Here is a 12,691-nt window from a genome sequence, read left to right as displayed (position 1 = left end):
TTGTTTCGGAGAAGGGAAGGTCAGCGAGCCGGAATCGGTTCGGTGGACAGAAGATCGGTGGGTACCCGCGCGTCGGAGCCGTCCGGCGACACCAGTTCCGGTGCACCGAAACGGGACCGGGGTGCGAGCCCGAACGCCTCGACCGACTGGCAGTACTTCGACACCCGGATCACCGACATGTCCAGCCGGGCCGTCAAATCGGTCGCCCAGTAGGGCACCCGCTCGTTGGCCTTGAGCTCTACGACGGCCAGCTTCGGCGGGATGATGAAGCGGTTCTCTGCGCCGGACGCGAAGTGGAAGTCGCGGTCGCGGCCGTGCACCTTGTGGTCGATCGTCACGCGCAGGCCGAGGTCGGCGTCGCGTCCGACGAACGCCTCGCGCAGATAGCCGGTGGTCACGATCGGTCGCAGATCCAGATTCCCCACGAGACCGGAGACCTCGTCGACGAACGGCCGCTGCGAGTCGTCGCACTCGATGTCCTCGCGTCCGTTCAGCCATCGCAGGGCGACGCCGTACGGGAGGGCAGTGCGACGCTTCTGGGTCACCCGGTTGACGCGCTGCTTGATCTCGACCTGCACGGGAGAGTCGTCGGTGCATGCGGCCGGGTCGCCGTACAGCCGCATGCGTACCTTGCGGCGGAACTTCAAGCCTTCGATCTTCTCCCAGTAGAACCGCAGATCCGGGGTGTCGTAGTACAGCGACGTCACCGGATAGCCCCCGTGTGGGGAGTACGGATCGGTGTCCATCCGGGCGGCGAGCTCGCGCCGTAGTTCGGGCACCTTCATCTCGTCGACGAAATACTTGATCTCGTACCGGTTGAACGCGTGCAGTCTGCTCGCGGTCTGCTGATAGCCGTTGTTCACCCCCACATCACACACTCGTGATCTCGAGGTTCCGTGGAGTTCTCCTGGCAACTTCCTGACAATCGGAAAGCTCACAGGAACCTGCCAGGAAATCTCGAGCGCGGTGCCAGCCCTACCCGCGACAATCGAAGTCGTGACCGACCGGATTCCCGAAGCGCGCGTGCTCGTCGTCGACGACGAGCCGAGCATCGTCGAACTGCTGTCCGTGAGCCTGAAGTTCCAGGGCTTCGAGGTGGAGACCGCGAGCAACGGCGCCGAAGGACTGGACAAGGCGCGACGCTTCCGGCCCGACGCAGTGATCCTCGACGTGATGATGCCCGGGATGGACGGCATGGGCCTGCTGCGCCGCCTGCGCGCCGACGGCATCGACGCGCCCGTGCTGTTCCTGACCGCGAAAGACGCGGTGGAGGACAAGGTCGCGGGCCTGACGCTCGGCGCCGACGACTACGTCACCAAACCGTTCAGCCTCGAAGAGGTCATCGCCCGGCTGCGCACGATCCTGCGCCGCGCCGGCAAGGTGTCCGAGACCGAACGCAGCTCCCGCATCACCTTCGCCGACCTCGAACTCGACGAAGACACCCACGAGGTGTTCAAGGCCGGCAAGCCCGTGTCGCTGTCGCCGACCGAGTTCACGCTGCTGCGGTACTTCATGCTCAACGCCGGGACGGTGCTGAGCAAACCCCGCATCCTCGAGCACGTGTGGAACTACGACTTCGGCGGTGAGGTCGGGGTTGTCGAGTCGTACGTGTCGTATCTGCGACGCAAGGTGGACATCGGCGACGTCCCCCTCATCCACACCGTTCGCGGGGTGGGCTACGTGATGCGGGAACCCCGCACATGAACCGGCTGCGGGCGCTGCCACTCCGTTGGACGCTGGTGGCCGCCCTGGTGCTCCTGGCCGGCATCGGTCTGCTCGCGTCGGGTGTTGCCGTCACCTCGGCTCTGCAGAACTCTCTGCTGTCGCGCGTCGACCGGGACCTCGAGGAGGCCGCACGGACCTGGGCGCGACCCGACAAGCCGCCACCGACGCCACCGCTGGACGCCCCCACCTCCCGGCGACCACCGAGCCCCTTCTACGTGCAGGTCGTCGACGCCGACGGACAAGTGCTGTTCGTCGTCAACGACGAGTCGACCGCACCGGATGTGCCTGAGGATCCGACCGGTAGGCCCGTCACCGTCGGATCCGTGGGCGACGACGGTCCGCACTGGCGGGTGATGAGCACCGAGAACACGTCGGGTGTCGTGACCACCGTCGGGATGAGCCTGGCCGAGGCCGACGAGACGGTGGACAGCCTCGTCCTGCTGCAGACGGTGATCGGTGCGGTCGTGCTGGTCGCACTGGCGGTGGGCGGCGGTGTCGTCGTGCGGATGAGCCTGCGTCCCCTCGACGAGGTCGAGCGCACCGCCGCCGCGATCGCTGAAGGCGACCTCAGCGAGCGGGTGCCCGAGGGCGATCCCCGAACCGAGATCGGGCGGTTGTCGGTGACCTTCAACGCCATGCTCGGCAGGATCGAATCAGCCTTCGCAGCAACCGCAGCATCCGAGGAGTCGGCGCGACGCTCGGAGGAGAAGATGCGTCGCTTCGTCGCCGATGCCAGCCACGAACTCCGCACCCCGCTCACCACCATCCGCGGTTTCGCCGAGTTGTACCGGCAGGGCGCGAGTGCCGACACCGTCATGCTCATGGACCGCATCGAACGCGAGGCCCGCCGTATGGGTCTGCTCGTCGAAGACCTGCTGATGCTTGCGCGACTCGACGAACAACGTCCGCTCGACCGTTCCCCGGTGGATCTGCTCGCGGTCGCCGCCGACGCGGTGCACAACGCGCGCGCCGTCGCACCCGAACGGACCATTACCCTCGACATCATCGACGGCCCAGGCACTCCCGAGGTTCTCGGCGACGACGCCCGTCTGCGTCAGGTGTTGAGCAATCTCGTCACAAACGCCCTGACCCACACCCCACCAGACGCCGATGTCACAGTGCGGGTGGGTACCTCGGACTCCGATGCGATCTTGGAAGTCGCCGACACCGGCCCCGGTCTCGATCCCGACGACCGCGAGCGCGTCTTCGAACGCTTCTACCGCGCCGACGCCTCCCGCACCCGCGCGTCGGGTGGGAGCGGTCTGGGTCTGTCCATCGTCGCCGCGCTGGTCGCGGCGCACGGCGGGAAGGTGGAGGTGGAGTCCGAGAAAGGTGTCGGCTCTACCTTCCGTGTACGCATCCCCCGCCTACTTCCACGCCACTTCTCGATGAGGCGTGCTCAGTAGAGATCGTCGAGCTTGTCGAGATCGACGCCCTTCGTCTCGCGACTGGTGGCCACGGCGATCACGGTGATCGACATGGTGATCACCAGATAGACGATGACTGCGGTGGCACTGAAGCGGTCGACCAGCCACACCGCGATGAACGGGGCAGGAGCCCCGGCGATGATCGACGAGCCCTGGAACACCAGCGACGAACCGGCGAAGCGGTACCTGGTGGGGAAGAGTTCCGTGATCCATGCGGCTTCCGGGCCGGCGAGCATGCCGTGCAGCAGCGCGCCGACGCACACACCCACACCGAGCGCGGTCATGTTCTCGGTGTGCACCAGGGAGAAGAAGATCGGCGCCCAGATGACGAGCGAGACGGCCGGGACGAGCATGGCGATCTTGCGTCCCACCCGGTCGGACCACCATCCGCCGCCGATCATTCCGAGGAACTGGCAGACCGATGCGAAGGCGACGGTGGTGACGATCGCGCCGCGGGTGTAGTCGAAATAGGTCGTGGCGTACGCGATGACGAAGATCGTGTAGACGTAGAACGCGATGTTCTCGCCCAGGCGCATGCCGAGGCCGTGGAGCAGCGGGCGCGGCTTACGCAGAGCCTCGATGATGCTGGACGATTCCTTGCGGGCAGCCTTGTTCTCGGCGGACTCGGCCTTCTCCTGCGCGGCCCGGTAGACCGGCGATTCCTCGACGCCCCGACGGATCAGGAAGCCGATGACGAGCAACGGCACGGCGAGGAGGAAGGCGACGCGCCAGCCCCAGTTGTCGAATGCGTCCCCGGGGAAGACGACCGCGAGTATGCCGACCGTGACGGTGGCCAGGACGGTACCGGCCGGAGCTCCGGACTGCGGCCATGCCGCCCAGAATCCCCGGCGCTTGGGTTCGCCGTATTCGCTGACCAGGATCACTGCGGCGCCGAACTCGCCACCGAGGGCGAAGCCCTGGATCATGCGCAGGACGACCAGGGCGACGGTGGCCCAGATGCCGATCTGGCCGTAGGTGGGGAGCAGTCCGATCGCGGCGGTCGCGCCTCCCAGCATGAGGAACGTTGCAACCAGAATGGGTTTGCGTCCGAACTTGTCACCGAGATGACCGAAGACGATGCCGCCGAGAGGACGGGCGACGAACCCGAGCCCCTGTGTCGCGAGGGCCATCAACAAGGAGGCGACCGGGTTGCCGCTGGGGAAGAACAGAGGGCCGAGGACGGTCGCGGCGAGGATGCCGTAGATCGCGAAGTCGTACCACTCGAGGACGGCGCCGGCCATGCTGCCGGCCAGAACCCGTTTGAACGGCGTTCTGGTGGTCGGTGTGCCGGAGTCCGGTGGGACGGACGGCGTACCCGACTGCTCGATGGTGGTCATGTCGTGCCTTTCGGATCAGTTTCGAGGGTTGCTGTGTCACAGCTGGAGGGTCAGCTTGTCGCCGCATGCGCGGGAGCAGCAGGTCATCATGGTTTTTCCGGCTGCGCGCTCGGCCTTGGTGAGGACCAGGTCGCGGTGGTCGACCTCGCCGTCGAGGACAGGTACCTCGCATGCGCCGCAGATGCCTTCCTCACAATCGCTCTGCGCGTCGATGTTGGCGGCTCGAAGTGCCTGGAGCACTGTCTGATCGGCAGCGACCGGGACGGTGATGCCGGAATCCTTCAGCACCACCTCGAAGCCGTGCTCCTTGGAGGGATCGAGTTCTTCGAGCGTGGAGGAGAAGTGTTCGACGTGCAGGGTGTCGTCGGGCCAATGTGCGGTGGCCTCGCCGAGTGCGGAGAGCAGACGCTCGGGACCGCACGAGTACACCTGCGTGCCCTCTTCCGGGTCGGCGAAGAGAGCGGGAAGGTCCATGCGGGTACCTTCGTCGCCGGGATAGACCCGGACCCGATCTCCGTGGTCGCGGGCGAGACGGTCGAGAAATGCCATGGAGGTGCGTGAGCGGCCGGCGTAATGGATCTCGTAGTCGCCTCCGGCGGCCTTGACCTGATCGGCCATCGCGATCACCGGGGTGATGCCGATGCCGCCGGCGACGAAGACATACCGTTTCGCGTCGGGGTCGAGCTTGAAGTGGTTGCGGGGACCCCGTACCCGGAGCGTGTCGCCGACGGACAGTTCGGTGTGGATCCACCGGGATCCACCCCGGCTCTCTGTGTCGTGGAGGACGGCCACCTGAAAGGTGTTGCGGTCGTTAGGATCACCGCACAGTGAGTACTGGCGGGAGACGGTGCCGCAGTCGATGTCGATGTGCGACCCGGCGGACCATTTCGGAAGCGGTCGTCCGGAGGTATCCCGCAGGGTGATCAGGAGGATGTCGTCGGCGACGCGTTCGAGCCCGGAGACGGCCATCGTGCGAGCGATCGTGTTCTTCGACGGTTCGCCCATCTTGACCGGCTGCTGACGGGACAGCACCGTCGGATCGGTCCTCTCGGGGTTACGCGACGGATCCCAGCGAACCCACACGTGATCGGGTCCGCGGAACGAGGTGTTGGGCAGGTAGGTGAATTCCTGATCCGGGACCAGTTCCATGTGGGGCAGGCGACGGGTCAGTTCTTCCAGAAAGATCTGGATCTCCATGCGCGCGAGATTCTTTCCCATGCACTGGTGGCTGCCGTACCCGAAGGTGAGATGGTCGCTGGCGTTGTCGCGCCGGATGTCGAAGTCGTCGGCCTGGTCGAAGTGGCGTTCGTCGTGGTTCGCGGACGAGTTGACGATCAGCAGTTTCGCCCCGGCAGGAATGGCGACACCGTTGATCGTGGTGTCCGCGGTGACGAGACGCCGCCACGCCGCTACCGATCCGGAATGACGCAGGCATTCTTCGACCGCGTTGGGGATCAGGCTCGGATCGGCGCAGATCTCTTCCCACACGTCGCGATGTTCGAGCAACAGCCGCAAGGCGTTCGCAGAGGCGTTGGCGGTCGTCTCGTGCGCGGCGACGATGCCGGCCATCATCATCGAGTGCAGGTAGGAGTCGGTGACGACGTCCGGCTGTTCCTGCTGAACGCGGATTCCGAAAGGCATCCAGCCGTGCCCGTCGGGATCCTTGCGCATCTTGTCGAGAACGGTGCCGGCGAACTGCCAGAACTTACCGACGGCATCGGCAACGGCGACCTGCTGCTCGGGAGCCGGTCGTCCCCACGTGTTGACGGTGTGTGCGATCGAGTACTCGCGCAGGGTGTCCATGTCCTCCTCGGGCACGCCGAGGAAGTGCAGGGCGACGGTGAGCGGGACTTCCCACAGCATCTCGTCGACGAGGTCGACGTGCCCGGCATCGATGAAACGATCGACGTATTCGCGGGTCAGTCGGCGCACCATCGGCTCGTGGTGGGCGAGCGCGGCGGGAGTGAACGGTTCCATCAGCGCGCGGCGTCGCGGCATGTGCGCCGGTTCGTCCTCGTTGACGAGGGTGCGGTTCATGGCATAGCCGTATCGGGCCAGAACAGCGTTCGCTTCGTCGGAGGTCGGGGTGATCTTCTCGAGGGCGATCGAGGGGGAGAACAGTTCGTTGTCGCGGAAAACGGCTTTGACGTCTTCGTAGCGAGTGACGACCCAGTAGCCGAGTTCGGGACTGTAGAAGACCGGTTCTTCGTCACGCGACCAACGCAGAGATGCGGCGGGGTCCACCTGGTACGGCCCGGTGAAGGGATCGAACGATGCGGCGCGCGGGGAGACGGGGCAGCCGGTAGGGGAGGTGAAGGCGGTGTGGTCGATGGGGCAGCGGCTCTCCGCGGCGGGTTGCGGGGTGTCGAGGACGGTGCCGATCGACTGACTCGTCATGATGCTCTCCATCTGCGAACTGCGAATTTACTTTTATCGAACATATGTGTTCGTTGAACGCACATTCAGACGGTAACGGTGGTCACACTCGGCGTCAATGCCGGGGTTGGATCTCTGTGCTGAGGGCAAGAAAAGGACGCCCTCAGCGGGCGTCCTCGAGCGCGGCTGTACTGGTCAGGTATCGAGCAGGCTGTTGATCCGTGCGGCGGTCGCCACAACGGCGGTTGCCGCAATGTCGGTATCGAGACCTTCGATCGCGACGACGCCGACGCTCGCCTCGAATCCCATGCCCTCATGGTCGACGGGAGAGCGCACGCCGGCTGCCACGCCGACAGCGCCGTGTTCGAGTTCGCCGGTGGTGATGCTGAAGCCGTCCTCGCGTGCGCGTCGGATCGCGTCGGTGTCGGACTCCGATGCGGGGCGACCGGCAAGGATGGCGATACCGGCCGCGCCCTTGGACACGGGATGTCTGGTGCCGACTCGGTAGCCCACTCGGAGGATGCCCGAATCGGGTTCGGCCACCGCGATCACTACGCACTCGTCGCCCTCGAGGGTCGACAGGAAAGCAGTGGCCGATGTCTGCTGAGCCAGGTCTCGCAGGAGCGGTTGCGTCACCTCGCGCAAGCGGGGACGGAAGCGCGAACCGAGTAGTGCGGCTCCCACTGCCAATCTGATCCGGCCGTCATGCATTCGGGCTACGAGCGAGTGTGCTTCGAGAGTCGCGACGATTCGATAGCCGATGGCCCGAGCGACCTCCAGTTCGGCCGAGAGTTCCGCGATCGAGATTCCCCCTGGTCGCTGCGACACGATGTCCAGCGCGCGTAGACCGCGATCAAGGGTCTGGAGGGTGCTCAACAGGTCTCCTCGGGGCTCTCGCTAGCGATACCGAAGCCTATCCCGACCACATCTCCGGCTATCGGCATGGCGGTCGGGTTGCGCGGGCCGCGTGGTGTCCTCACCACCTGGCAGGGGGCGCTTGATGTTTCGGAAACTCGAAGTAACACTATTCGGCGCCCGGCTCTCGTCGATCTCGGGAAATCGATCGGGTCCCGGGTTGGAAAGAACGTCACATAAACGTGATTATCATCACTTCTCGTATTCCCATCGTTCGGACTACGACCAGGTAGATGCACTCGAAGACCAAGGGATTCAACCGAACACACGACACGATCCCATGACCGGCTACCGAACAGGGTCTGGATTTCCCGGCTGATCTGCGACAAGACTTCGATTCACACGTAACGCTCAGTTATTTCTCAGGGATAGTTCGGGTAACGCTCGCTCGAGTCCGGTTCCAGCGCCGGGGCCGGATTCGTCGGGAAATAGTTTTGTCTCGGGGAGGAGGCACATTCATGGGGAGGACTGCGGGATGACGACGGTCGATGATCGAGGGCTCGACCCGTCCGACGCTCCGCGGCGCGCACCTGACCGTGCGCCCGCGGACGCGTCGCCCGGCACCGGTGTCAACCGGTGGAAGTGGCAGAACGTGTACGTGAAGAGGCTGTGCCTCACGGACGCGATCACCGTGGTCCTCTCCGTGATCCTGGCGCAGACCGTCCGCTTCGGCTACGAGGATCTACTCCGCGCCGGAGGTGGCGGTCAGCTCGATTACACGGTGGTATCTGCCGGCCTCATCGTGGCCTGGCTGGGCGCGCTGAGCGTCTTCCGTACGCGGTCGCGTCGCGTGATCGGTGCCGGCTACGACGAGTATCAGCGGGTCATCTCGGCGACGCTCGCCGTGTTCGGCACCATCGCCATCATCGCGCTCATCACCAACCAGCAGATCGCGCGTGGCTTCCTTGCTATCGCTCTGCCGGTGGGTCTTGCCGGTTTGCTGTTGTCTCGGTGGGTGTGGCGGAAGGTCATCGCGCGCAAGCGTGCTCGCGGTGAGTTCCAGACCTCGGTGCTGGTGGTCGGTGGTGCTCGGGCGGTGCGGCACATGGCTCGCACCTTTGCCCGTCAGGACGGGGAAGGCTATTGCGTCGTCGGCGTGTGCGTGCCGCGTTATTCGGGTGCGCCAGGTGATGTGATCGATGTCGACGGCCGGGAGATCACCGTCTACGGCGACGAACACTCCGTCGTCGAAGCGCTCGAGCTGTCGGGGGCGGACACAGTGGTGGTCACCGCCACCGAAACCCTGGGCAGCGACGGTTTGCACGATCTGGTCTGGCAGCTCGAGCCGCTCGACACCGACCTGGTCGTCGCCACCGGTGTGGTCGATGTGGCCGGCCCGCGCATCGAGATGCGCCCGGTGGCCGGTCTGCCGCTGATCCACGTGGAGAAGCCCAGTTATCACGGGGCGAAGCGGTCGGGGAAGCGGATCTTCGATCTCGTCTTCGCGAGCGCGGTACTGGTGGCGTTGGCTCCGGTGTTCGCGGTCATCGCGCTGCTGATCAAGCTCGAGGACCGGGGTCCGGTCTTCTACAAGGCCGAACGGATCGGTCTCGACGGTGAGCCGTTCGGGATGATCAAGTTCCGGTCGATGGTGACCAATGCCGACACGATGGTCGACACCTTGCTGGCGCAGAACGAGGGCGCCGGCCCGCTGTTCAAGATGAAGGACGACCCGCGGGTCACCCGTATCGGCAAGGTAATGCGGNCGTGCGCGCCAGTGAATCTCCACTGGCGCGCACGACTCATTCTGGAGTTTCAGACTGCGCTGGATACAGCGTGCCGGTAAGTGCTTCCCCGGGCTGCCGAGATCGGCACGACAGAAGCAACGTCGGCCGAGGTTTCCGCCAGCGCGGCAAGGATCTGCTCGGGGCCGGCGCATGTGCTTGCGCACGTGATCCCTCGAGCGCGGAGCTTCTGAAGAGTGAGTGCTTCGGCGGCGGTGCAGTAGCCGTCGAGGATGTCCTCGGTGAGGATCGCGTAGTCCACCTCGCCTTCGAAAGCGGTGGTGGTCTCGATCCCCGCGAGGTCGAGGCGAGCCTGCAGTTCTGTCCACCGGTCGAGTGCGACGGTGCTGGAGGGGGTTCCGAGGAAAAGTACCCGTGCCGGTCGGTCCGAAAGTGATGATGTCGTCACAGGCTGCTCCAGGGTGCGAGTAGGTCAGGTGAAACCGAATTGCCACTCCCGGTGGGGAGTTACACCTTCACCTGCGAAATGTGGTGTTTCACACTGTGTACAGGACTCGTTCACCCTCCGCTACCCGGGCAACTATCAGGAAACACGAATGTGACAGAAGTGGTTACGATTCCGCCCAGGTGTTTGGGACTTTCGTCCCGAAATTCTGGTCCAACCACGCGAAAGCGACCAATCCTCCCGAAGCGCCGGGGCCGGAGTCGGCTACGACCTATGGGGAGGCCCGAGCACGACCGCGCCGGGACCGATCCCGAGCGGTAACGCAGCAAGAACCTCGATCACCGACCACGCCGTGATCGCAGACGTGCGACCGCTCGATGCCGAGTCGATCGCGTTCTCGAACGTCAGCTCGTACCGGCCGAGCGGCGACTCCCACTCGACGACGTGGCGCGTGTTTGCAGCGGCGGGGTCGGCAACGACCACCACCTCTACCCGGTCGAGCCCGAGCGTCGCGAGGGCGAGAGCCACCGACGAGTTCGAGGTTCGCGGAAAGGCCAGGGCGGCTTCTCGCGCCGATCCTCGGAAAACGGTGCGTTCTGCGTCCGGACGTTCTTCGATGCCGAGCGCACTCGGTCGTTTGATCGTGGTGTGGGTGAGGCGTGCATCGCGGCTTCCTGCACGTGTCGCTGCGGCCAGAACATCGAAGCCGCCGATAGCGCCCGTCGGGAGCAGTACACGTCCTGGTCCGGAGCCGAACGGTTCCACATCGAAGCCGCGCTCGGCGAAGACGCCGCACGAACAGACAATGATGTCCTTACCGCGTTTCACCACCTCGGGTATCAGGGCTCGAGCGGCGTCGACCGTGGCAGCTTCCACCACGATGTCGGCGACGTCGAATGCGGCGGAGGCCTCCTCAGGGCTGCTTCGTGAGTCCAACATGGCCGCGAGGCTCACATGCGGCACCACGTCGTCGCGCAGGGCGTCGATCACCGTCTGTCCGATCGCGCCGGTCCCGACAACGCACACTGCTATCGGACGATGTTCGATTTCTTCGGGTGCCAGTTGCCTCACGTCCTCCGCGGCATGCCGCCGCTCGTTTCCACGAAATACGGGCTCATGGTACCGAGAGAAGGAATCGGCGATGTCTGATTCGCGACGTCGTCGTATCGCTCGTATTCCCTTTCACGGATCGGAATGTGTTGCTATGAGGGCAACTACGGCGTCAGCGCACTACCGACAGCGGCAAGTCTGCTCATGCTGCCAAGAGCATCGTCTCCCGGGGCGGAGTGGCAATCCTGTGCGACGTCACTTGGCGGCATGGGCATCGCACTGCACGTCCGAATTCGTCGTCGGGCAACCAGCCGTACTCGTCGCACCGACCGCATCGTGGCGGGAGTTTCGGGCGGGGTGGTTGCAGCGACTGCCAGAGCGGAATCCATGCAGCTGCGGAGCGAGCCGGGTCCCATGGTCGATGACGTTCGAGCGCGGCGCGGACGAGAGCATCCACGCCGTGAGTGTCGATCGATTGCTCGACGAGGGTGCGCTTCGCTGGTGTCAGGGTGTCGAACCGTGCAGACAGGCCGGCCCGGCGGCACGCCGTGGCCAATCGGTCGATGGGAAATGGCTGCTGCTCACAAGTTGCATCGCGGGTGAGATTTGTCGGGTGGGGAAGTGCAGCAGGTTCATTTCTTGGTTCAAGAACGGTTCGGGCGACCGGGGTGTCACCCCGCTCGGTCGTTCCTGTCACCCCGCGGCGCTCCGTCTTGTCACCTCGTTCAGAGCTGCGGGGTGACGACGTGTCACCCCGCTTCATCGACAGGTTGTACAGGACGGGGCGGCGGTCTTCGCGAGGAATTGTCGCCGCAATCCGCTCTTGATCGCCTTTGGAAATGAGGCCGAGAGCGGCGAGCGCTTTCAGGCAACGCTGCACCTGGCGTTCGCTGATGCGGGCGTACCCGGCGAGCTTTCGCACGGACGGATACGCATCCGCGCCATGTCGGGACGCATGATTGGCCAGGCCGAGCAGCACGACTGTCAGCGCTGGTGCCGAGGGCATGCCGGGTGGCGTGGGGGACGGAATTTCGGCGCGTTCGAGCGCCCAGGTGATCGCTTCGATGCTCACGATGTCACCTGCCCGTGGGTATGCTGACGCATGTTCGACTCCTTATCAGTCGGACATCCGGCCCGTCGCGATGCCAGTCGCGGCGGGCCATCTGTTTTGAGTTGTTCGCACGCACGTTCGGGTGTGGTTGATCATCTTGGCATCGGGACCAACGGGCGTCAACGGTCTCCGCTATGGACGACGCGTCTCAGGAAGGCGCACATTGTCCCCCGTTCGGATGAAAAACATGAGTGATTCAAGAAAGTGACGTAACGGAAGAGTCGGACGCCGCGAAGATGCAGTGTCAGTGCATCTCCGATTGGGGTTCCATGAGTGAGCGTCCATTAGTCGACCATACGGCCGACACGATCCAGTTCCAGCGCGTCGATGACCGTACGTTACGTCGCCAGGCCCGTGCGTCTGTCGGGCTCGGGGTCGACGGTGACGACCGGTTGCGATCGTCGACCGGTCACCCAACTACGAAGCGGGTTGTGTTCAAGGAGAGGAATGGCCCAAACTTGTGGCTCATTACCGCGATCGTGGCGTTGATGGCGGCAGTTGCGTTGTTTGCCGCAGGCGTGGCCGTGAATCAAGCCCGTGATTCGACACCGACGTATCAATCGGTCTATGTCCCGGAAAACGTACTGGGCGGATCGCAGAAGTAGCTGCACCGACGCGAA

The 12,691-nt window shown here is 64.8% G+C and carries 10 protein-coding genes and 1 pseudogene; 4 read left to right on the top strand and 7 right to left on the bottom strand.

Features of this window, described 5'->3' with window-relative positions; all coding sequences use genetic code 11:
• Positions 1 to 20: 20 nt before the first annotated feature.
• A complete protein-coding gene (locus QR64_RS09070) occupies positions 21 to 863 on the bottom strand; it encodes a polyphosphate polymerase domain-containing protein (protein ID WP_019290963.1) in 843 nt (280 codons plus the stop codon).
• Between the two features lie 133 nt (positions 864 to 996).
• Here QR64_RS09070 and QR64_RS09065 point away from each other — a divergent pair, with 133 nt between their 5' ends.
• Complete coding sequence (locus tag QR64_RS09065; RefSeq protein ID WP_024101966.1) at positions 997 to 1,704, top strand: response regulator transcription factor; 708 nt, start codon at positions 997 to 999, stop codon at positions 1,702 to 1,704.
• Positions 1,701 to 3,131, top strand: coding sequence for a sensor histidine kinase (locus QR64_RS09060; RefSeq protein WP_039584957.1), 1,431 nt, complete (start codon positions 1,701 to 1,703; stop codon positions 3,129 to 3,131). Before QR64_RS09065 ends, QR64_RS09060 begins: the two co-directional genes overlap by 4 nt.
• On the opposite strand, the gene QR64_RS09055 is transcribed toward QR64_RS09060, so the two are convergent.
• From QR64_RS09055 to QR64_RS09045, 3 genes are all read right to left on the bottom strand, one after another.
• Positions 3,125 to 4,489, bottom strand: a complete 1,365-nt coding sequence (locus tag QR64_RS09055) for an MFS transporter (RefSeq protein ID WP_039584955.1) — start codon at positions 4,487 to 4,489, stop codon at positions 3,125 to 3,127. The genes QR64_RS09060 and QR64_RS09055 overlap by 7 nt on opposite strands.
• Before the next feature lie 36 nt (positions 4,490 to 4,525).
• Positions 4,526 to 6,886 carry a cytochrome P450/oxidoreductase gene (locus tag QR64_RS09050; RefSeq protein ID WP_039585059.1) on the bottom strand — a complete coding sequence of 787 codons (2,361 nt, stop codon included), beginning with the start codon at positions 6,884 to 6,886 and terminating at the stop codon, positions 4,526 to 4,528.
• A 174-nt stretch (positions 6,887 to 7,060) separates the two neighbouring features.
• Positions 7,061 to 7,741, bottom strand: coding sequence for an IclR family transcriptional regulator (locus QR64_RS09045; protein ID WP_039584954.1), 681 nt, complete (start codon positions 7,739 to 7,741; stop codon positions 7,061 to 7,063).
• A gap of 514 nt (positions 7,742 to 8,255) precedes the next feature.
• Between QR64_RS09045 and QR64_RS09040 the strand changes: the two are divergent.
• Positions 8,256 to 9,485 (top strand): annotated as a pseudogene (locus tag QR64_RS09040) (sugar transferase); the annotation flags it as partial.
• Positions 9,486 to 9,535: 50 nt separating this feature from the next.
• Here QR64_RS09040 and QR64_RS09035 read toward each other — a convergent pair.
• The 3 genes from QR64_RS09035 to QR64_RS27315 all read right to left on the bottom strand — a co-directional run bounded on the left by QR64_RS09035 (position 9,536) and on the right by QR64_RS27315 (position 12,032).
• The gene (locus tag QR64_RS09035) at positions 9,536 to 9,913 is read right to left on the bottom strand and encodes a hypothetical protein (RefSeq protein WP_235367070.1); all 378 of its coding nucleotides are present in this window, start codon (positions 9,911 to 9,913) and stop codon (positions 9,536 to 9,538) included.
• Positions 9,914 to 10,174: 261 nt separating this feature from the next.
• Entirely contained in the window at positions 10,175 to 10,981 is an 807-nt protein-coding gene (locus QR64_RS09025; protein ID WP_235367069.1) for an aspartate dehydrogenase domain-containing protein, read from the bottom strand.
• 181 nt (positions 10,982 to 11,162) lie between these two features.
• A complete protein-coding gene (locus QR64_RS27315) occupies positions 11,163 to 12,032 on the bottom strand; it encodes a helix-turn-helix domain-containing protein (protein WP_174556310.1) in 870 nt (289 codons plus the stop codon).
• A gap of 230 nt (positions 12,033 to 12,262) precedes the next feature.
• On the opposite strand from QR64_RS27315, the gene QR64_RS09015 reads away from it, so the two are divergent.
• On the top strand, positions 12,263 to 12,676 hold the full coding sequence (locus QR64_RS09015) for a hypothetical protein (RefSeq protein ID WP_039584951.1): 414 nt from the start codon (positions 12,263 to 12,265) through the stop codon (positions 12,674 to 12,676).
• Positions 12,677 to 12,691: the final 15 nt, after the last annotated feature.

Origin of the sequence: Rhodococcus sp. Chr-9 (assembly GCF_000801125.1) — a bacterium.
GTDB lineage: Bacteria > Actinomycetota > Actinomycetes > Mycobacteriales > Mycobacteriaceae > Rhodococcus > Rhodococcus pyridinivorans.
This window is presented reverse-complemented; position numbering and strand designations above follow the sequence as displayed.

Bases quoted from the DNA above. Each gene is read 5' to 3' on its own strand.
- QR64_RS09060 (WP_039584957.1), top strand. From the start codon at position 1,701: ATGAACCGGCTGCGGGCGCTGCCACTCCGTTGGACGCTGGTGGCCGCC.
- QR64_RS09055 (WP_039584955.1), bottom strand. From the start codon at position 4,489: ATGACCACCATCGAGCAGTCGGGTACGCCGTCCGTCCCACCGGACTCC.
- QR64_RS09050 (WP_039585059.1), bottom strand. From the start codon at position 6,886: ATGACGAGTCAGTCGATCGGCACCGTCCTCGACACCCCGCAACCCGCC.